15 protein-coding genes are annotated in these 21,454 nt (G+C 40.1%); 6 read left to right on the top strand and 9 right to left on the bottom strand.

All coding sequences use genetic code 11. The features are described from left to right. Nucleotides 1-158 precede the first annotated feature (158 nt). From QE422_RS16085 to alaS, 5 genes are all read right to left on the bottom strand, one after another. A complete protein-coding gene (locus tag QE422_RS16085; protein WP_307460593.1) occupies nucleotides 159-1,970 on the bottom strand; it encodes a cytochrome-c peroxidase in 1,812 nt (603 codons plus the stop codon). A gap of 63 nt (nucleotides 1,971-2,033) precedes the next feature. Beyond that, nucleotides 2,034-3,512 (bottom strand): hypothetical protein, encoded by a 1,479-nt coding sequence (locus QE422_RS16080; RefSeq protein WP_307460592.1) that lies wholly within the window; start codon nucleotides 3,510-3,512, stop codon nucleotides 2,034-2,036. Nucleotides 3,513-3,912: 400 nt separating this feature from the next. Further along, complete coding sequence (locus tag QE422_RS16075) at nucleotides 3,913-6,369, bottom strand: DUF5686 family protein (RefSeq protein ID WP_307460589.1); 2,457 nt, start codon at nucleotides 6,367-6,369, stop codon at nucleotides 3,913-3,915. Between the two features lie 425 nt (nucleotides 6,370-6,794). Then, entirely contained in the window at nucleotides 6,795-7,037 is a 243-nt protein-coding gene (locus tag QE422_RS16070; RefSeq protein WP_307460587.1) for a hypothetical protein, read from the bottom strand. Between the two features lie 535 nt (nucleotides 7,038-7,572). After that, complete coding sequence (gene alaS, locus QE422_RS16065; protein WP_307460584.1) at nucleotides 7,573-10,176, bottom strand: alanine--tRNA ligase; 2,604 nt, start codon at nucleotides 10,174-10,176, stop codon at nucleotides 7,573-7,575. A 475-nt stretch (nucleotides 10,177-10,651) separates the two neighbouring features. Here alaS and msrB point away from each other — a divergent pair, with 475 nt between their 5' ends. Next, a complete protein-coding gene (gene msrB, locus QE422_RS16060) occupies nucleotides 10,652-11,743 on the top strand; it encodes a peptide-methionine (R)-S-oxide reductase MsrB (RefSeq protein ID WP_307460582.1) in 1,092 nt (363 codons plus the stop codon). A gap of 113 nt (nucleotides 11,744-11,856) precedes the next feature. Here the strand turns inward: msrB and QE422_RS16055 are convergent, their stop codons facing one another. The 3 genes from QE422_RS16055 to QE422_RS16045 all read right to left on the bottom strand — a co-directional run bounded on the left by QE422_RS16055 (nucleotide 11,857) and on the right by QE422_RS16045 (nucleotide 14,402). Next, complete coding sequence (locus QE422_RS16055) at nucleotides 11,857-12,525, bottom strand: hypothetical protein (protein ID WP_307460577.1); 669 nt, start codon at nucleotides 12,523-12,525, stop codon at nucleotides 11,857-11,859. A gap of 126 nt (nucleotides 12,526-12,651) precedes the next feature. Further along, nucleotides 12,652-13,497 carry an ABC transporter permease gene (locus QE422_RS16050; protein ID WP_307460574.1) on the bottom strand — a complete coding sequence of 282 codons (846 nt, stop codon included), beginning with the start codon at nucleotides 13,495-13,497 and terminating at the stop codon, nucleotides 12,652-12,654. 2 nt (nucleotides 13,498-13,499) lie between these two features. Continuing rightward, entirely contained in the window at nucleotides 13,500-14,402 is a 903-nt protein-coding gene (locus tag QE422_RS16045; protein ID WP_307460571.1) for an ABC transporter ATP-binding protein, read from the bottom strand. A 117-nt stretch (nucleotides 14,403-14,519) separates the two neighbouring features. Here QE422_RS16045 and QE422_RS16040 point away from each other — a divergent pair, with 117 nt between their 5' ends. The 4 genes from QE422_RS16040 to QE422_RS16025 all read left to right on the top strand — a co-directional run bounded on the left by QE422_RS16040 (nucleotide 14,520) and on the right by QE422_RS16025 (nucleotide 18,413). After that, nucleotides 14,520-15,875 carry an ATP-binding protein gene (locus tag QE422_RS16040; RefSeq protein ID WP_307460568.1) on the top strand — a complete coding sequence of 452 codons (1,356 nt, stop codon included), beginning with the start codon at nucleotides 14,520-14,522 and terminating at the stop codon, nucleotides 15,873-15,875. A 56-nt stretch (nucleotides 15,876-15,931) separates the two neighbouring features. Continuing rightward, entirely contained in the window at nucleotides 15,932-16,420 is a 489-nt protein-coding gene (locus QE422_RS16035; RefSeq protein WP_307460565.1) for a hypothetical protein, read from the top strand. Nucleotides 16,421-16,507: 87 nt separating this feature from the next. Then, on the top strand, nucleotides 16,508-17,620 hold the full coding sequence (gene prfB / locus QE422_RS16030; RefSeq protein WP_307460563.1) for a peptide chain release factor 2: 1,113 nt from the start codon (nucleotides 16,508-16,510) through the stop codon (nucleotides 17,618-17,620). An 85-nt stretch (nucleotides 17,621-17,705) separates the two neighbouring features. Next, nucleotides 17,706-18,413 carry a DedA family protein gene (locus QE422_RS16025; protein ID WP_307460562.1) on the top strand — a complete coding sequence of 236 codons (708 nt, stop codon included), beginning with the start codon at nucleotides 17,706-17,708 and terminating at the stop codon, nucleotides 18,411-18,413. A gap of 301 nt (nucleotides 18,414-18,714) precedes the next feature. Here QE422_RS16025 and QE422_RS16020 read toward each other — a convergent pair whose 3' ends face one another. Further along, entirely contained in the window at nucleotides 18,715-19,746 is a 1,032-nt protein-coding gene (locus tag QE422_RS16020) for a phage integrase SAM-like domain-containing protein (RefSeq protein ID WP_307460558.1), read from the bottom strand. A 556-nt stretch (nucleotides 19,747-20,302) separates the two neighbouring features. On the opposite strand from QE422_RS16020, the gene QE422_RS16015 reads away from it, so the two are divergent. Continuing rightward, nucleotides 20,303-21,397, top strand: coding sequence for a hypothetical protein (locus QE422_RS16015; protein ID WP_307460557.1), 1,095 nt, complete (start codon nucleotides 20,303-20,305; stop codon nucleotides 21,395-21,397). Nucleotides 21,398-21,454: the final 57 nt, after the last annotated feature.

The raw sequence follows: 21,454 nt of genomic DNA, 5'->3' as shown, positions 1-21,454 counted from the left end.
TTAAAATAAACTTCGTTTAAACTTCACTTTATTACGATTAAGCATTCAGCCTGACAAGCTCGATAGACGTTGAATAACCAATATTTTTTTTAAGCTAAAAATACCTTAATTTCTTAATGGTAAAGGAAAAAAAATCCCGGAATTTCCGGGACTGTGGTTTAATGATCGTTTAGCGCATTTAGAAAATCGATAATTTCATTCATTTCCTTTTCCGATAAGTTCAGCGGAGCATCGGAGAGGGTCTGGTTATCGGCTTTCAGTCCGAGTCCTTTTCCTCCGCCTATGTTGTAGAATTCCATGACTTCCATCAGCGTTTTATATCCGCCATTGTGCATATAAGGTGCAGTTTTAGCAATATTCCGAAGAGTAGGGGTTTTAAAGGAATGCTGTAGAAAGGCTACCGTTTCGTGGAATTTCCCTCTCCCCGGATCTTTATCTGCCGTCCGGTTGGATGAATTCTCTGCGATTCCCAGCACTTCCTGTTCGGTTTTCGTATAGTTTGGCGGTACCGTACCGTTGAAAAGCGGTAAAAAGTGGCAGATGGCACACTGGGCTTTTCCCATAAACAGGTTAAAGCCGTTTTTCTGACTTTCCGTCATGGCCTTTTTATTTCCTCTCATATAATCATCAAAGTCCGAACTGAAAGAAGCCAGTGAACGGATGTAGCTGGCCAGAACATTCTGCAGCTGCCAGATTTCGGCATTTTTTCCTTTGTAGATATTCCTGAATGCCATACGGTATTCCGGATTCGTATTGATCTTCGCAATAATTTTGCTGAGGTCGCCGTGCATTTCCTCCTTATTGGTAATCACTGCAGAACTCTGCCCTTCAAGGTCGTCCTTCCGCATATCCCAAAACTGGCCGTGCTGGAAAGCCGAATAACTCAGAGAAGGTGTGTTTCTCTGCAAAGGCGAGTCGGTAAGCGACATGGATTTTTCTCTTCCGTCAGTAAATGCTTTTTCCGCGACATGGCAGGTGGCACAGCTTCTGGAATTGTTGTCGGATAAAATATTATCGTTAAAAAGCTGTTTCCCGAGCTTTACTTTTTCCGGTGACATCTCAAACTGTTTGCCCGGAACAAAGGCATTTGGGTTGAAGGCATTTTTGGAATAGAATGTCCGGACGTTTTTATTAAGGGCCGAAGTTACTTCTACGGCCGGAATTTCCTCCTGCTTCTGAAAATCGATCATCAGGGAAGTGATGGTGTTCAGATGTTCAGGAATAAATTGGATGTAATCGAATGTGTTTTTGTTTGTATTCTTTTTCAGGTACGCCCTGGAAGCTTTAATTGCCGTATTAATTTTTGCAAGAGCGTTCTCTTGTGATTTTTCGGTGGCGATCTTTTGAAGTGCCTTCTGAACAGCACCTAAAGCATATGGGATTTCCTTCAGGGAGGTTCCTGAAACCGGCGTGTCGAATCCGGCAATCCCTAAGCTGGAAATCCGGAAAACTTCCTGTCTCAGCGCATCAAAGACCTGGTCTCGGGAAATGGTGATGGCCTGGAAGTTTGTTTTAATCGTATTGCTTTTATTGGTCAGGTTTTTAAGCATTCGGATCACTTCCGCCTTATTGGCCGGATCGTAAGGGTACAGCATTTCTTCTAAAACCTGAAGGCCTTCCGGTTCAATTTCCGTGTGTTCCTGCATTTCGATTTCAGGCAGGGCAGGACCATTGATGAAGCGTGCGGTCTGCGGAAGGAAATATTCCACGGCCCATTCCATTTTTTTGTACGAAATTCTCAACTCTTCAAATTTACTCTGAAGAACAGCCTGCTCCGGATCTCCGGAAACCATTTTCATCAGTTCATTGGTCCGGTTCAGAAAATCGGTATTGGTAATGAACAGGTCTTTTTTTACTTCGGAAAGGTCATCCTGCAATGGCTGGTGGCTTTGGGTACACTGTAAAGCCCCGAATACCGCGAAGGTGATGAAAAGAAAAGCAACGAAAGGATATTTAAGAATAATTTTCATGGGATATGAAAAAGTATCAATAGAATTTCTCCTATTGATACCGGTTAAGAATGATTAGTAAAATTATTTTTGAACGTTTCTGATGATCAGGGTCTGTCCGCCTTCTTTGTTGGTATTTACTCCGGCACCGTCTGCGTTGGCAAATGCATCTTTCTGCCAAGTGTGCGAGTGGATATTTACCGCAAAAGTATTAGGAACCCCGATGATGTCTGAAATGTCGATCATCGCACCGTATTCCCAAGATCCCCATTTCGTAAGCTGTCCCGATTGGTTGTAGGCCGTCTGCCATGCTGCATCGTTTCTGTTATGCTTCATGTTCAGCCACGGCTTGTACTGCTTCGTGCTGATGTTCAGCTGCCAGATGTAAGAATCGTGAGTCGCAGCAGGATAGTAAGAATCACCATCTTCCTGGATGTATACAAAATTTTCCGTTACACAAAGGTTATCCGGGTTGATCAGGTTGCTTCCCGGGCTGGAATCTCCTTCTGCTACTACTTCAAGTTTTCCGCTAAGCATGTTGCTTTCGTTCAGGACAAGCTTGTATACTCTTCCCCACATCGTAAGTCCTGCCTTAGGATTTACCCCATCTGAAGATTCTCCGGTAGCGGTAAAGTAGATTTCTCTTCCTTTTCCGGCTCCTTTTCTGTAATCTACATCTTCAACTCTGGAAAAACGGATTGCGTTGTTATCGATATTCTTCTGGTTGATCTGTGCTCCGGTAAGGTTTTTCGCATTGGAGATTTCCACGAATTCAACATCATACTGGTTTCCTTTCGTCATGTTGGTTTCCGTATAATTGTTGTTGGTTCTTTTCAATGCATATAATTTTCCGTTATTCAGGTCACCCTGGGTATCGGATACGTACATGATCAGCTGTCCAGCCGACTGGTGGGAAGAGCTGAAAGACTGGTCTTCACCGATGACGATATAGGTTTTCCCGTTGGAAACATCTTTAGGAAGCGGAACGGCATTTTCCATTGATGCTTTTCCCAAAGCCGGCTTCACTCTTGACTGGTCTGCTGCCTGAGCAACTGCCGCCAGCGGATTAAGTGCGTGCACCATACTTTCTTCCCCGGATTCCCCGGCTGTAAGGAAAGCGCTGAAACCGTGCTCGGCTACGGTAGCCAATGTTGCAGAACATAATCTGGTCATTCCTCCAATCCCGTTCAGGATATATTCCCCTTTTACCGGCTTGAAAGTTTTATCCAGGTAAACTCGTGAAACGGATTTCGTAATTTCATGGTTAGTGATCATCAGGTATCCTTCTGAATTCGGATCTTTCATGATGCCCATTCCGTCCGGCTGTCCTGCAAACACGAAGTTCGGGCTTCCGGCAAGCACATCGGAGCTGGAAAGTAAAGTGGTGATGTTCAGGTTTTCGAAACCGCTCATTCCGTAGGCGAAGGCTGGTTCTTTAGAGAAGTTCTCAATTTTGATGTTCTGGTTTACCGGATTTTCATTAGGATCCGTTGTTTCATCATTACAGTTCTGGAAAAGTGCTGCTGCTAAAAACAGAACTCCCATTGTTTTGTGGATTTTCATAATTGCTTTATTTCGATGGTGCAAAACTAGGATTCCGGTATGAACTGAATTTTAATAGTTGTGGTAGGGAAATTAAATTTTCCTTATTAAAAGGAATGGAATGTTACGGGAGTTTCAATAATTAGAATGGATCAAAATAATGGGGGTTAATCTGAAGGAATTTAAACTGAAAAAAATCCGACCCATGAGAAACATGAGATTTAAGTTTTTAACTCGGACAATTCTCTAATACTAGTTTAGATCACTACGGGATAGACAAGCTTTGTGTCATTATGTGAAAGTTTTAAACACTATAAGTATGCGCCATTATCTATGAAATCTGCGGGAAACAAAAAAAGCGGACTAAAAGTCCGCTTCGGTCGAAACAATTGTTTTTCATCAATGAAGTTCTATAATGAAATTAATTCAGCAAATTCAGCCTGAACTTAATCCCGAAGTTATCTTTAAATGTTGAGGTTTGGTAATATCCGAGACGGTAGGAAAACCCGACACTGTAGCGGCTTCCCAAAAAGCTGTTCCACATCACGCCGGCTTCCTGGTAATAATGGTCCAACACCCGGAATATGAATCGGTGATCTTCCTGATTTTTCAGATTTCCGATGGCCGCCTGATATTCAAGCTCGATATTAGAATATCTTTTTCCTAAAGTCTTGAACCGGAAAGGCAGATATTGTGAGACTTTAAAGGCAGCGAATCTATCGGCAAAGAAAGTTCCGGCGGGCATGGTGGCAAATCCGAGATTGGTTGGCGTGCTGATCGCAGAGCTCCACTGATTGGAATTCAAGTCTCTTTGTCCGGCAATTTCAAAGTTTTTCCAGATCGGCGCGGTTCCGGAAGAGAGTCCTCCGAAAAGTTTGATGTTGGTATAGCCGAGTTTAGACCTGAACTGATGAATGATTAAAGCATCTATTCTATGGTAATCCAAGTCTCCTCCCAGCGTCCGGAATCCCTGTTCATAATTCATGAATATTTGTGGGTAGCCTTTTTCGTAGGTATATTTTCCGGTCGGCGTCATAATGTTTTTATCATTAGGAGAAAATTTCAGGGAGAGGGTAGCGCTGGTATTGTCGAACGCATTGCCGAGATTTTTATATTGATAATCGAAAAGGGCCTGCTGTTTCTCTTTATTCAGTGCGATTTTCATACTTAACGAATTGGAAATATCATAAAGGAAAGAAGCGCCCCATTTTTGGTTTTTATAAAAAGTGGAATTGTGAAGGTCAAGACGGAGATCTGAAATTTTCGTCATCATATCCCACATATTATTGCTGAACCTTCCTGCGGCAAAAACATCATCGATATATTCCACCCGGAAGACTGAAGTTCTTTTCTGCGATAGTTTTACGTCCAGCCCTAACCCGTACTTCCAGCGGTGATCCTTGAATCCGTATCCGAAATACCCGTCCGGTGAAAAGGTTTTACTGAATTTTTCGTTCAGCTTGATGCCTGCTCCGAGTCGTACTCCCTGGTATTCATCATAGTTGAAAAGTCTGGTAATGTCAAAATCAATAATTTTATACCGCAGGTTTCCGCGGACCAGCTGGGTTAAAGTATTCAGCTTTTTTTCAAAATCGTATTTCTGTACGAAGCTGTCGATTTTGGTGTAGGTGGCTTGTTCCCTCGCCGTAAGGCTGTCGGTTCTGTATTGGTTCAGCAGGCTTCCGTCGGAATTCTTCACTTCGAGCGAATATCCTTTAAAGTCGGAAGCTTTTTGTTCTTTATTCAGCTCAAAATCAAAAAATCGGTTTTTCACATAGAGATAATTTCCGAATTCCTTTTCGTTGTACTTTGTCGTTTCTCCCGGTTTCAGGCTGTCTTTCTTAGAGGTTTCAAAACTCTGGTTTCCCATTTTAACCTTTATGTCTTCATGATCGAGAAACCATTTTCCGCCAATGGGCTTCCAGACCGAAACGATTTCTCCTTCGTTTTTCTTCTTACTCGCGCTTTCAAACTTTTTCAACGCATAGGTTTCGGAATCTACATAGATTTTCCCGTTGAACTTTCGGGGATTCTGCTTCTTTTTGTCGGTGATTTCCTTGAATTTGATTACATAGGTTTTTCTTCCGTCAAGCTGTAAGGTATCGGAAAGATAAAAATTATAAAGCTTCCTGTTTTCGGGCCGCAGCTGTCGCGGAACGCGGTCCAGGTTGGAAATGTTGATGGCCAGCGCCTCATAAATCGGATTTTTGAAACCGGACATCCGGTTGTCGATAATATTGGTTTTTTCGCCAAAGCTTTTGGAATATTTGTACTCGGATGCCTTTTCCCATAGGAACATCTGTCCTTCAGACGAAGCCTGGATAAAATCTTCTGCCGTCAGAGAATCTTTTTCATCTTTTTTCGTCTGCTTAAGATCTTTTTTACCCACTTTTGAAAGGGAATCTTTTCTTACCGCCAGGAAATTTTTATAGATCTCCACCGAATCTTTGTCGACATCAATGGAAAATTTGGCGTAGGATTTAAAATTGTAGGAATCCAGGGATTTAGGTGAATTTTCTTTGGCCCTTTTGTTGACTTCATCCAAAATTCTCAAAGCTTTCGGATCGCTTTTATCCTGAATGATTACTTTGTCGATGTTGCCCATTTTTTCAGATAGAGGCTGCATCATTACTTCCATTGATTTTTTTACGTCGGCCGTTATGTCCTGAAAATTACTGGCCAGGATTTCCACCTTTTTACATTTTGTTTTAAAAGATAGAATACCGTTGAGATCGGTTTTTCCCAGGAGTTCATCCTCACAATATACTGCTGCATTGGAAATGGGGCGTTTGTCTGCCTTACTGAAAACTTTCAGCTGATTCTGCCCGAAAAACAATACCGTAAAAAATAAAAATAATGGAGTTAAGAATTTTGTCATTAGTTTGCTTTATAGAGAAGACAAAACTATTGATAAGAAGGTTACAATACCATAGCAGAAAATATAATCTTTTGTTAAAATAAATAGCAGAAACCCGGGTTAGAGATCAGTTTAACAGGCTGGAAGAGGAAAGCTGGAGGCCGGATGTTTTTACCAATAGTACAATTTATGGTTTTCGCCCTGACAAGAGTTTGATTGAAATATGAATCAAATGCACTATCTGGAAGAAGAAAGTCTGATGACGTATGTTTTGGGAACAGAGAATTTATTCAGGCTCAGCATAATTTTCTGGCGAGTACTCAAAATATGAGGCTGTCTAGATTTTAGACAGCCTCTTTATAATTAATTTGATTAATGACGATCGATCTGTTATTTTTACAACGCTGCAAGAAGATGCTGGCGAAAAATAATAAGATCTGCCTATTTTAAGCTCTGCTGCTTCCGTTTCCTCTTGCTGCCAAAGCAACGATAAGGATCAGGATCAGCGCTATTGCAACCCATACTATAGGATTGGACATCAAACCATCTGAACTGCCCCCTTTATCCATATCAACATCAACTTTTAAGTCTGCTGCTTTTTCCTGTGCGTTTGCCCATACTACGGCAAAGTTGGTCATTAATGTAAGTACGGCAATCTGAATTTTTGAAAGAAAATGTGTCGGTTTCATAATGTTAATTTTTGTAGTTTGTATTAATGTGTGTAAGTATAATTTTTTCAATAAAAAGTGGTTTTTGGTACCACATATTTTGTATATTAATTCATTAAGTTGTGTTATGATATTATATTTTAAAATAATTTACATATTAGATAAAGTTAATTTTATCTTTTTTTGTCTAATCATGAATCGTTCCAAAGTGGAGTTAAACCAAAAAAAATCTGAAGATTTTCAGATTTATGGAGTTCCACATGATCATAAATAAACACCGATCTAATAATTTTTTTCCTTCTGATCAGGTGTAAGCATCCATTCTGTTCGTTTGATTATTTTTTCAGCATAGTAGAGAAAGATGTGTTGAGAACTTGTGAACGGACTTTAATTGATAAGTCTTAAACTTATAAAGGCTATTTGTAAAATATAACCTAAAGTAATGGGAGGATTATTTCGTTCACAAAACGAATCCCGTTCAAAAAACTGAACGGGATTTATTTATCATAAAGTCTTTGCAGATTATTGCAAAGCTGTAAAGTTATTCTTGATCAGATTAAAGATTCAATGCTTTCTGATAGGCGTTTTCCAGTCCATCAAGGTTTTTTCCTCCTGCTGTGGCAAAGCCCGGATTTCCGCCGCCGCCGCCCTGGATTTCTTTCGCTAATTCCTTAATAAGCGCTCCAGCCTGGTAAATTCCTGCCAAATCATCTGAAACGCCCACGGTAATCATTGGTTTTCCGTCTGCGTCGGACAAAATAACCGTTATGGAAGTCGGGATTTCTTTCTTCAGCTGGAAGACAATATCTTTTACCGAGCCTGCATCCAGAGAAGTTCTCTTTACCAGAAGTAATTTATCACCTTTTTGCTCATAAGCTCCTTTCCATTCGCCGATTTCTCCTTTTGCCTTTTCTTTTTTCAGGGCATCGATTTCCGATTTCAGCGATGCGTTTTCTTCCATTAGCTTTTCAATAGAACGTACGACATCTTTGGATTTCAATAACTGGGAAAGCTCAGTAATCTGTTTTTCAAGGTTTTTGAAATATTCCTCCGCCTTATCTCCCGAAATGGCTTCAATTCTTCTGATTCCTGCCGCAGCCGAATTTTCGGAAACAATTTTGAAATGGCCGATCTCAATGGTGTTTTTTACGTGGGTTCCTCCGCACAATTCCTTAGAGCTTCCGAACTGGATCATTCGTACACTGTCGCCGTATTTCTCGCCGAACAGGGCCATAGCTCCCTTATCCAAAGCTTCCTGGATCGGGATGTTCCTGAATTCCTGTAAAGCGATGCTTTCTTTGATTTTTGCATTCACTTTGTTTTCTACCAGTTCCAGTTCTTCCTCCGTCATTTTATTGAAGTGGGAAAAGTCGAAACGAAGATAGTCCGGTCCTACAAACGAACCTTTCTGCTCCACGTGGGTTCCGAGTACTTCTCTTAATGCCTCGTGCAGCAAATGGGTTACCGAGTGGTTGGCCTGGGAATTTTTTCTTTCACCCGCGTTTACTTTTGCGTAGAAAAGCGCTCCGGCATCTTTTGGAAGACCGTTGATCAATGAAATGATCAGTCCGTTTTCTTTTTCGGTCTGCAGCACTTCAAAGCTTTCCGTCGCATTTTCAAGGACGCCTTTATCACCTACCTGGCCACCACCCTGCGGGTAGAATGGTGATTCGCTAAGAACTACCTGATAAAATTCGCCGTCTTTGTTTTCTATTTTTCGGTATCTTGTAATATAGGTTTCAGATTCAAATTTATCGTAACCTACGAAATTTTCGTCTCTTTCTTCCAGCGTTACCCAATCGTAAACTTTCTGGGCGGAATCTGCTTTTGAACGTTCCTGCTGTTCTTTTTTCTTTGCTTTAAAACCTTCTTCATCAATGGTCAGTCCTTTTTCTTCCGCAATAATCCGCGTAAGGTCATCCGGAAAACCATAGGTATCGAAAAGTTCAAAAACTTCATCAGTAGGCAATACTTTCTGGTTGTTGGCAATCGTCTGCTGAATTAATCTTTCTACCCGGATCAGTCCGTTCTCAATGGTTTTTAAGAAAGATTCCTCTTCACTTTTAATCACTTCGGTTACCAGCGTTCCCTGCTTTTCCAGTTCCGGGAAGAATGGGCCCATCTGCTCCTGAAGAACAGCAACCAGTTGGAATAAGAACGGTTCTTTCATATCCAGAAAACGGTAAGAGTAGGAAATCCCCCTTCTTAAAATTCTTCGGATCACATAACCTGCCCCTCCGTTGGAAGGCAGTTGCCCGTCTGCGATTGCAAAAGAAACCGCCCGGATATGATCTACTACCACCCGGATGGCAATATCTTTTTCGTCTTCTAAAATCCCGGTGTATTTTTTACCGGAAAGTTCCTCCACCTTAGCAATTAAAGGAGTGAAAACATCCGTATCATAATTGGAAGATTTTCCCTGAAGCGCCATACACAGACGTTCAAAGCCCATTCCTGTATCCACATGCTGTGCAGGAAGCTTTTCCAGAGACTTATCCGCTTTTCTGTTGAATTCCATGAAAACCAGGTTCCATACTTCCACAACCTGCGGATGATCGTTGTTTACCAGTTCCAATCCGGAAACGCTGGCTTTTTCTTCCTCACTTCTTAAATCGACATGGATTTCGGAACATGGCCCGCACGGCCCGCTTTCACCCATTTCCCAGAAGTTGTCTTTTTTGTTTCCGTTGATAATTCTGTCTTCGGAAATGTGGGATTTCCAGAAATCATAAGCATCCTGATCCCTTTCCAGGTTTTCAGAAGCATCTCCTTCAAAAATCGTTACATACAGGTTTTCTTTCGGAATTCCGTAAACTTCCGTTAGTAATTCCCAGGCAAAAGCAATCGCATCCTTTTTAAAATAATTTCCGAAAGACCAGTTCCCCAACATTTCAAACATAGTGTGATGGTAGGTATCTCTTCCCACATCATCCAGATCGTTATGTTTTCCGGAAACCCTCAAACATTTTTGGGTATCGGCAATTCTCGGGGCTTTAGGCTCTTTATAGCCTAAAAAATAATCTTTGAACTGCGTCATCCCTGAATTGGAAAACATTAAAGTAGGGTCGTCTTTCAGCACAATCGGTGCAGAAGGAACAATCAGGTGGTCTTTACTTTTAAAATAATCTAAAAATTTCTGACGGATCTCTTGTGATGTCATGATCTATATTGCTTTGCTTTTTTACAAATTTTGATAAGATGCAAATTTACTGTTTTACCTCGTAAAATTAATAACAATCTCTTATTTTCCTGGTGTAAATAAAAAGCTAACCCGATTCAGATTAATTTTACATACAGGTATATATGATAGCTCTTTACGAAATAATGTTCATTTGCTGAGTGGAACGCCTTTGCGAACGAGAAATATACCAATATCCACAACATCTTTGCAACTCATCGCGTTTTAAGAAAATAGATAAATTTAAATCCGGCTGAATAGATAATTTTTCCGTATTATCAAATCCGTTTACTGATATTTTTCGTAAATGATAGTGTAAGGAAATCTTGCAGACGTGCTATCATCGAGATAGAGATTATCTTTGAAATCACATGAAAATTAGTTCGAAATTTGCAACTAAATATATGCCGATTTTTAATGAAGAAAAGAAAGATTTGAAATGGATATAAAAATAAAAATGAAGAACCTATTAATATTGCTCAGCGTTGTTCTGGGTATCGCGGTTTTTGCGACAAGCTGTGGAGATGCCAAGCCAAAGTCGACAGAAGCCAAGAAAGAAAATGAGACCATTATGGATAATAAAAATGTAAAAGAAATTTATTTTGCAGGAGGATGTTTCTGGGGAACCGAACATTTTTTTCAACAGGTAAGAGGGGTAACCGGTACAGAAGTAGGATATGCCAACGGAAATACCAAAAACCCAACCTATGAAGAAGTGGTAAGCCATACGACAGGTTTTGCGGAAACCGTAAAAGTAAAGTATGATCCTGAAGTGGTAGATGTAAAATTGTTGATCGATCTGTATTTTAAAACCATAGATCCTACAAGTATTGATCAGCAGGGAAATGACAGAGGAAACCAGTACCGGACAGGAATTTATTCTACAGATAAGGAAACCGAAGCCATTATAAAAGCTGAGGTGGCCAAACTGGCAAAAAATTACAGCAAGCCGGTGGTTGTGGAAACTATTCCTCTGAAAAATTTCTACAGAGCGGAAGATTATCATCAGGATTATTTGGATAAAAATCCGGGAGGATACTGCCACATCGAACCGGGATTGTTTGAAATGGCGAGAAATGCCAACCCGCCGAAAAAGGAAAACCAGTACCAGAGACAGGACAGAAAGGTTTTAAAAGAAAAACTGACTGCCGAACAGTATAACGTAACCCAGGAAAATGGTACTGAAATGGCGTTCCAGAATGAATATTGGGACGAAACCCGGGAAGGAATTTATGTGGATATTACAACGGGAGAACCACTGTTTATTTCTACCGATAAATTTGAATCCGGATGCGGCTGGCCAAGCTTTTCGAAGCCGATTACGAGAAAGCTGATCGAGGAAAAGCTGGACCGTTCCCACGGGATGACCAGGGTAGAAGTGAGAAGCAAAACAGGTAATGCGCATTTGGGGCACGTTTTCAATGACGGGCCGGCAGATAAAGGAGGACTTCGTTACTGTATTAACAGTGCTTCGCTGAAGTTTGTCCCTAAAGCGGAAATGAAAGCAAAAGGCTACGGAGAATATATCTCCCTGCTGGATAAAAAATAAAGTGTTTTAAAGTGAAGAAGTGATTGTAAGGGGCTGCCGTAAGGCAGTCCTTTTTTTGTTTTAAATTTTAAATAAGTCAATAATTAAAGCTTCAAAAGCTTATTTTTGCATCTTTAAACTACTTTTCTTCTCACTTGAAGATTTGCTTTAATGCTGAACATCGAGATGTTTAGAAATAATAAAAATCCGGAAATGATGTAATATGCGCCTTTCGGAAGTTTAGATAAATTCTCAAAGACGGTCTGATAATAATATCTCATACCTGAAAATTTATCCCAGAAAGAAGGTTCACTGACTTCATAAATTATGTCATGACAAAGTAAACATTCATATTCAAATTTTTCGCGTTTCGGATCACTATAGTTAACTACAGCAAATAAATGGCCTGTCTTTTCCAGGTCTAAAGCGTAAGTGTTTTGCTGTGCAATGGCCATATCATTCAGTAAAGAAATAAAATCTCCGTAAGTGTTATTTTTACCTAAAACAAATTCAATTCCAGTTTCTTTTTGATTTTTTTTCTGAAGGGATTTTAATTCCGAAACAAAAGACAAAGAATTTTTTTTGGCTGTTGAAGGATAAACATTTATTTTCTTATAATGCCAGTTTCTGAAAGGCTCAAAAGTAGAATTTATATTACTTTTATTCTTTGCCACTTTTGCGGGAAGTCCAATATCTATTATATTATAAACCGTTTGATCAATATATGGAGTGATGTAAAACCAAACCAAAACCGGTATCAGCAAAGCACTGATCATTCCCGGAACATAGAATATTTTTTTCATGACTGTTAATTTGACCGGAATTTAATAAAAATTTCAGGATATAGAAATAAAAAACAGCCCGGAAAACGGGCTGCTAAAAAATAATCTGAATATATTGTGTTGAATGTTTAAAATGAATGGTATTCCTTACCAGTCCCTTTTTCTAAGAATCCAGTAGGATCCGAAAATAAAAATCGCACACCAGAAAAGACAGGCGATAAGGCTTTCCGTAGGATAGTGGAATTCGTATTTCATCCCCATCATTTTGGCCATATTCAGACGCATCATCGGGTTCGGGATCAGGCTCGACATGCTTTCCAGCGGTAAAAGATGGGTAACGAAAAAGTCGTTCTGCAGCACTTGGTTTCTCTGCTCACCCTGCAGTCCTCGCACTTTCGTAAATACTTCAACGGCTGATATAATACCTTCGCCCACCCAGAATACAAAGAGTGCAAGGAAAACAAATATTGATTTTCTAAGCAGTACCGAAAGGAACATCAGGAAGCAGAAAAAAGTAAACAGCTTCACAAAATAATTGCCGATAAAAAATATTTCCTCGAACACTTTAGCCGATTCCGTTGTGTTGGAATATTGATAGCCCAGAAACATCGTAATTGCAAATACAAGAACGGTGGAAACGATGGTGAAAACACTGATGGTTAACAGTTTTGAAGTGATGAATTCTTTTCTGCTCAACCCGTCGATGGTATTCTGCTTAAACATGCGGTTGCTGAACTCCTGTGAGATTGAAAATACAATGATCAGTCCCAGGAAAATCTTTAGTAATCCAACAATATAAGTCGTGAAATTCCAGATCTCCGGAAAATTATAGATGCCTTGTTCCTTGAGATTTATTGTTCCTCCAAAAAGGTCGAAATCTACCAGTCCGACAAAAAGCAAAGCGATCAGGATGGCGAAATACAGGATGGTAAAAACCTTAAACGGTCGGTAGTTCAGGTTTTTGTAATATTCTAGTTTTAATAATTTGGTCATAGTTACTTTGTATTTTTTACAAGTTCAAGGAATTGGGATTCAAGAGACAGCTTTTTCTTCGTAAGGTGTGAAAGAAAAATTCCTTTTTCGGCCAACTTTTGGTTCAGTGCTGAAGCGGAAATCGATGCATCATCGCGGATCTGTGCTTTCAGCAGGTCGCCGTCATGATTAATGGCTGTAAACCACTGAAGTTCGTTTAACGCATTCAAAAGCAATGCATTGTTGTCTGCCTTCAGTTCAAAATAGCCATTGTTAGCGGTCATTTCATCCACTCGTCCGCAATACAGCGAAGTTCCTTCTTTAAGAACGATCACGTGGCTGCATATCTTTTCGATTTCATCCAGCAAATGGCTGGCAATAATAATCGTAATGCCCTGTTTGGCAATGTTGCTGATGATTTCACGGATCTGGATAATTCCTTCCGGATCAAGCCCGTTTGTCGGTTCATCCAGGATCATCACTTCGGGATTGTTCAGCATAGCGGAGGCAATAGCCAGACGCTGCTTCATCCCCAGCGAATAGGTACGGAACAGGTCTTTTTTCCGTTCCAGCAGTTTAACTGTTTTCAAAACTTCATCAATCCTCGAATAAGGAGTTCCTTTAATCTCGGCAACAATTTTCAGGTTGGTCTCTGCATTCAGGTAAGGGTAAAAATTCGGCTGTTCGATAATGGCCCCGATTTTCTTCAATGTATCCGGATCGGTACCTTTTTTTCCGAACCAGTACCATTCTCCGCTGGTCGGGTTGATCGTAGAAAGAAGCATCCCGAAGGTTGTGGACTTTCCGCTTCCGTTGGGACCCAGCAATCCATAAACATTTCCTCTTTCCACATCAAAGGAAATATTGTTCACTACTGTTCTTTTGAATTTTTTCGTCAGATTCTTTACTGATAAAATTTTTTCCATGTAATTTGTTTTACCCTTAAGTAGTACATGGAACTGATAATTTGTTACAAATATTATCGGAAATCACTGAAATTTAATTCTAAAAAATCTTACATTTGGTAGTATTAATCGGTAATTATGAAGTTAATTGAACTGGCAAAAGAACTTAATGTTTCGGCCGAAGCGATCAAGCAGTTTATTCAGGATTTTGATCTCGAGCTTACACAATGCATCCATACCAATTTTGAAGTAAAAAAAGATTTTGAAAAATTTGCCCGCGAAAATGCTGAGTTTTTAAGGCTTTATGAAAAAGATCTGGATAAGACCAAAACCCTGGAGCAGATCGCTGAAACCATCAGACAACCGAAAGACAAAATAGAAAAGGCAATTAAAGATAAAGATCCCAATATTTTTGACAACGGGTTTTTCAAATCGTCCGTTTCAAGCTATGGGATTGATAATCAGTTAGGCGGAAACTATCAGTTTGTCTACGATTATTTCGGGCATAAAACAAGTCTTCAGAAAAGGGATTTCATTGGGTACCGGGATCTCTTCTTCTACATTTCCGGTATTTTAGAGCCATTTTTAAATCCACAGCAGATCAAAGATTGGGGTATCAATAAGCCGGCGGGCATTATCCTGTACGGTCCTCCCGGAAGCGGTAAAATTTTCTGGGCCAATAAAATTGCGGAAATTATCGGCTACCAGTTTAAGGAAGTGAAAAAGCATTATCTGGGTACCTCTTTTGTAGATGGCAGCCAGACCAACTTCAACGATTTCCTGGTTACGATGATGAAAGAAGACAAAATGTTGCTGTTTATGGATGATTTCGACGAGATCATGATGTCGAGGAAAGCGGAAAACAATGTGGCTTCCTGCAACCTTGAGACGCAGGAAATTATTCTTCACCATATTTCCAGATTTGAGCAGGAAGAAGTTCTGATGGTAGGTTCTGCAAAATCCGTTTCCGAAATCGATGAAGAAATCCTCGCCCCCGGAAGATTTGACGTTGTAATTCCTGTTTTCCCGCCCAACCTGGCAGAACGTTCCGAAATTATTCTGTATGCCATGACGAAAAACCTGGAAAAAGATTCACTGCTTTATAAAATCCTGAAAAATAACAAAGCCGATAAAATTCCTTTCTGGAACGGGGTTTCGGCAAAAATGAAAGTATTCAGCAACACCATGCTGATCGATTTTACCCAAAGCTTAAAAAAGAGGATCAAAAACCTTTATCAGAAAACCCGTAATGAAAACCTGAAAATAGATCAGAATCTGCTGAACGGAGCCTTAAGGGATGCGGCCGGAAAACTGACGGAAGAATACCTGGACCAGATTTCCGTATTTTTAAAGGATGTGGTGGTCAATAATTTCGACCAGTTTCAAACCCGGATCAAAGAACTGAAAAAAGAACTGGATTCTTACAAAGCCGTAGAAGAACCGCGCCGCATCATCGGTTTCCATCACAATGAAGAAGGGGGAAGCCAGGGATAGCTTTTATGGTGAATGGTAATTTGTCAAACGTATTTATTTAAGTAAATTTAAAGTGAATGAAATATTTGCCTTTTGAGTATATTATTTATACATCGCATCTTTCTCAGGAAGAAGTGATGGCTAACCTTTCCGGTTCCGTTGAGTGGCAAAAAGTGCATGTTTTCGGAAGCGGTTCTACAAAGGAATACAGAGGTTTAGTTAATGGTAACCATTTTAACATCAGCAGGATCATCTTTAAAAGAAATGCTTTTCAGCCTCAAATTATCGGAACGGTTCAGCAACATGCTACCGGAACGAGGGTCGAAGTGAAAATGCAGTTAAATACTTTTATATTGTGTTTTTCAGCATTCTGGTGTTTTGCAGTCTTAGTTTTTCTAATCGTTAATATAGCAAGTTCAGATCGAAGCTATCCCAGTGTGCTTATTCCGTTTGGGATGTTGCTGGCTACTTATCTTACAGCCATTCTGAGTTTCAAAGCAGAAACTAAGAAGTCGAAAAGATTTCTTGAGCAACTCCTTGATGCAAAAAAGGTATCAGAAAAATAAAGGATTTTATCTATGATAATCTTCAAACACACTTGATCCAACGATAACGGAATAAAAATTTCTTATTTTTGCAAGAAATAAAAAATCGTGATCAACAACGACCAGATAAAAGAAATCCAATCACGGATTGATGACCTCCATAAATATCTTCAGATCGATAAAAAGAAGATTGAAATTGCCAATGACGATGAAAAGACAGCTGCTCCCGAATTCTGGGACAATCCCAAAACAGCGGAAGCATTCCTGAAACAGCTCCGGTCCAAGAAAAAGTGGGTGGAAGCTTATGATGAAATCAATACCCAGTTTGAAGACCTTCAGGTATTGGTGGAATTTGCCAGGGAAGACCCGGATTCCGAAAAAGAGCTGGATGCCTCTTTTCCCCAGCTGGTAGAAAAGATTGAAGATCTGGAATTCAAAAATATGCTTTCCAACGAAGGAGACGAGCTTTCGGCAGTGCTTCAGATTACCGCCGGAGCCGGAGGAACGGAGAGCTGCGACTGGGCTTCGATGCTGATGAGGATGTATACCATGTGGGCTGAAAAACAGGGCTACAAAATCCGCGAACTGAACTTTCAGGAAGGCGATGTAGCCGGGGTGAAAACCGTAACCCTGGAAATTGAAGGTGAATTTGCTTTCGGATATCTGAGAGGGGAGAACGGTGTTCACCGACTGGTAAGGATTTCTCCTTTCGATTCCAATGCCAAGCGTCATACGAGTTTTGTGTCGGTATATGTTTATCCGTTGGTGGATGATACTATTGAGATTAACATCAACCCGGCTGATATTTCATTTGAAACGATGAGGTCTTCCGGAGCAGGAGGGCAGAACGTAAACAAGGTGGAGACGGCAGTCCGTCTGCGCCACGCCCCAACGGGAATCATCATTGAAAACTCCGAATCCCGTTCCCAGCTTCAGAATAAAGAGAAAGCCATGCAGTTGCTTCGTTCCAGATTGTATGAAATGGAATTGGAGGAGCGTATGAAAGCCCGTAACGAAATTGAAGCCAACAAAATGAAAATCGAGTGGGGCAGCCAGATCAGAAACTACGTAATGCACCCGTACAAGCTTGTAAAAGATGTACGTTCCGGCTACGAAACATCGGATGTGGATTCTGTAATGAACGGAAACCTCACGCCATTCCTGAAAGCCTTTCTGATGGCGGATGGAACGGCCGTTTCGGACGATGATATGGACTTATAAAAGTCATTTTTAAATTTCGTTAAAATCTTATAATATATTTCCTTTTGACGTTTATTAATCCTATTTTTGTTGCTTATCAAAACGTATGGAAGATTTCACTAACTGGAAAGATTTACTAAATCCCGAGTTCTACATCAAGCTTGGCGGATTCTGGTTGATCCTGTTTATTATTTTTGCCGAGACCGGTCTTTTTGTAGGATTTTTTTTACCGGGAGACTCTTTGCTTTTCGTTTCGGGAATTTATTCGATAGACATTATCCAGGCGACTTTCGGTTCTACAGGAAGCGATTTTTTCGATACTTTCATTCTGGCTTCATCGGTAGCCTTTGCGGCAATTATCGGTAATGAAGTAGGTTACTATTTCGGAAGAAGAGCAGGTTCTACCTTGTATAAGAAGCAGGACAATTGGCTGTTCAAAAAGAAATACCTGTACCAGGCGCACGATTTTTTTGAGAAAAATGGGGCATTGGCGATTATTATGGCAAGATTTTTACCGGTGGTGAGAACGTTTACCCCAATCGTTGCCGGGATCGTAAAGATGGATAAAAAAGACTTTTTAAGAGACAACGTTATTGGTGCGGTGCTCTGGTCATTTTTATTGATTTTCGCCGGGCATTATCTGGATAAGCTGTTCATCGATCAGTTCGGCATCGACCTGAAGAAAAAGCTGGAGCTGATTATCATCGTGATTGTTTTAATAACAACCGTGCCGATTATCATTAAATTTCTGTTCGGAAAAAAACAGGATTTTTCGAAATATGAAAACCATAATTTCGATGACGACGAAAAATAAGAATTTACTTTTTAAATACAGGATAACCTGCTCATCTGAGCGGGTTATTTTTTTGAGCGGATTTAAAATTTTCAACAGATAATATCGCACAGATCATGCTGACCGTACAAACCTGATATCGAAATTCTGAATATAAATATTTCTGGACCTACCTTCTCCCATCTGTTTGTCAGTTCAAAGTAACAACAGATCAATAGGAGCGGACTTTGGTCCACTTTTTTAGCAATAGGGAATTTAGCCCAAACCTGATCTATGCATTAGCCATCCAGAAAATCATCAGCATGAAGCCGTCACGAAATCATTAAGCACCTTCCGCATAGATCTTTTCAAAATAATTTCCCAGGCTGATAACCCGTGCGTGGTTTACCGGATTGATATAGTTTAAAAACATCTGCTCGGTGCTGTGCCCGGTAGCCTGCATGAGTAAAGGCGTTGGGATTTTACCGTAAAAATTCGAAGCAAAGCTCCGTCTCCCGATGTGGCTGCTAATATTCTGCCACTTCTCTGCATCCATCTCTTTGCCGCGGAATCCAACTCTCTTTCTGATCTTTACAGGAGTATCGATTTTGGAAAGCGCTGCTATCTTTTTAATCTGTTCGTTGTAGAGACCCTGATCCAGCGGTTCAGGAAAAGCATTCCCATACCGGTTCATGATTTTAAGCACGACAGGATGAAGCGGCAAAACGATCTCTTTCCTTGTTTTCTGCTGAACAAAAGAAATACATTGTTTCCCGTCTATGGTAAGCAATTGATTGATATTGAACCTCATGAAATCCGAGATGCGCTGTCCGGTATAGCAGCTGATAATCAGCCAGTCTTTGGCCTGTTGTAAGTCTTTGGGAACCCTCGATTTTTTAATTTTTTTAATTTCCTTTTCCTCTAAGATCATTACTTTTCGTACTTCCCTGTATTTAGGTATTTCCAGTTGCCGCACCTGGGTTCGTATTCCCTTTTTTTCGGCGAAATTCAGGATGGTTTTGATGAATTCTGCCGATCGGTTGAGGGTGCTTTCGGTATATTCTTCCTGTCTTCCGAATGCGTAAAAGTCAGCAATAAAGGTACTGTCGATCTCTTCCGGGAAAATGCGCCGACAGAGAAAGCCTTCAAACTTTTCCATCAGCCGCATAAAAACCTGGTAACGGCGGTAGGTAGAGAGGCAAACCAACTTTTTTTTATCCTCTAGATAATCTTTCATCAGAGAAAGAAATGAGCCTTCAACAAATGCCGGACTTTCATCAGAAAAGGTTTTTCTGATCACTGCCGAAATGGCTTTTATAGAAACATGAGGATTTTCTGCGATAACTTCAGCGATTTTGACTTTAATAGCATTCAAAATAGTGTTAAGTTTTTTGTATGGTTTGCAGTAAATACTTAATGGTCTATTTTTTTGAAAATCCCAGTCTTCTTTAGAAATAAAAAAAGGCAGGCAGAACTTTTTAACCGGCTTTTCAAAAATATTCGAAGAAAGAATAAAACAGATTTGATGTTTAGAACCAGAAGTTTTATGGGATAAAATATATGATAAGGTCATAGGTGAGAGATTAAAAATGATTAAAACTTCCCCCAAAATTAGTTCAAATATTAGTCTTTCATAGACTAATGTTGCAAAGATAATATTTAATTTTTAATGTTCAAATATATATATGTAAAATATTGCATTTTAATCAATTGCAATATTATGTTAAATAAAATAGGTGAAAATATAAATAATAAGAAGTGTTCACGTAGGGTCAGTGTTATGTATTTTGTAAGAAAGTTTTTTTTGTAAAATATTCATTTAAAGATCAATAAAATTCACATTAGTCTATGAAAGACTAATATGATAAGATAGTCCGAAATAAAAAATTTCAGGCTTAATTTAATTTAACAAATACAAAAAAATTACAGGTATGGAAAAACACTTATCTGCCGCAGCTTTACTCTTATTTTCAGCGGTGATGTATTCCCAGGTGGGTATCAACAACCAAAGTCCTAAAGCCACTTTAGACATTACGGCAAAAACAACAGACGGTAGTAAACCAGAGGGAATTATCATTCCGCGTCTTACGGGAGATCAGATTAAATCTGCCGATTTGCAGTACACCTCCGATCAGAAAAGTACGGTCATCTATGCTACTGCTGCTGTCGGTTCAGCCAGTACCAAAACAGCCGCTATCACGGAGGAAGGCTACTATTATTTTGATGGAAACATTTGGCAGAGAATAGCTGCTGCGACGGCTAACAATGGTCTTACCAAAACTGGCAATAACATTCAACTGGGTGGAGCTATAACCAAGACCACATCTATCTCGGGTATATCAGCTAATAATAAACTGACATTTACCGGTTCTGGTGTGGATGCGATTAACTTTGGCAGCAATACCCTAAGTGTAGATGCAGACAATAGCAGAATTGGTATTGGCACCTCCTCTCCAACACAGCAGTTGGATGTGAGCGGCACTGCCCGGCTGCGTACTATTCCTTCATCAGGAGGGACGGTTATGCTTACCGCAGATAATGACGGGGTAATCAGGAAACAGGCCCTGCCTACGGCTTCTGCACCTGTTATTCTTGCCACTCTTTCCACATCTGGGGTTACGCTTACCAGTTCCAATTGGGGAAATTTCAATTATACCGGAACTTACATTACTTTGCCTGCAAACAGCAAATATCTTATTAATACGACTCAATTAATGACAGCTGCTAATAACAATGCTATGCCAACCGGGCAGGCTATCTGGTTGAGGAGTTCTTTTTCTGACAGCTCAACATCATTTTCTACATCGCCTGATATTGTAGGGTCAACATTAATGAGTGGATCATGGTGCCCATCCGCAAAATATGCACTTGTTTCAGGTACTGTAACTATCAATAATACATCATCCAATGCTAAAACCTATTATTACTGGGCCGGAGATGTAGATAATAACGGGTACACAGGAGATATCTACAAGTTTGGAGGTAATGCAGGAGAAAACCAAATGTATGGATTACCGGTAAACTGATAGCTAGCATCCGATTTATTTTATTTTCAAATGTAAACTGGTTACACGAACTCTCAA

Origin of the sequence: Chryseobacterium sp. SORGH_AS_0447 (genome assembly GCF_030818695.1) — a bacterium.
In the GTDB taxonomy this organism is placed as follows: domain Bacteria; phylum Bacteroidota; class Bacteroidia; order Flavobacteriales; family Weeksellaceae; genus Chryseobacterium.
Note: the sequence above shows the minus strand (reverse complement) of the source record. Positions and strands in the feature narration are given on the sequence as shown.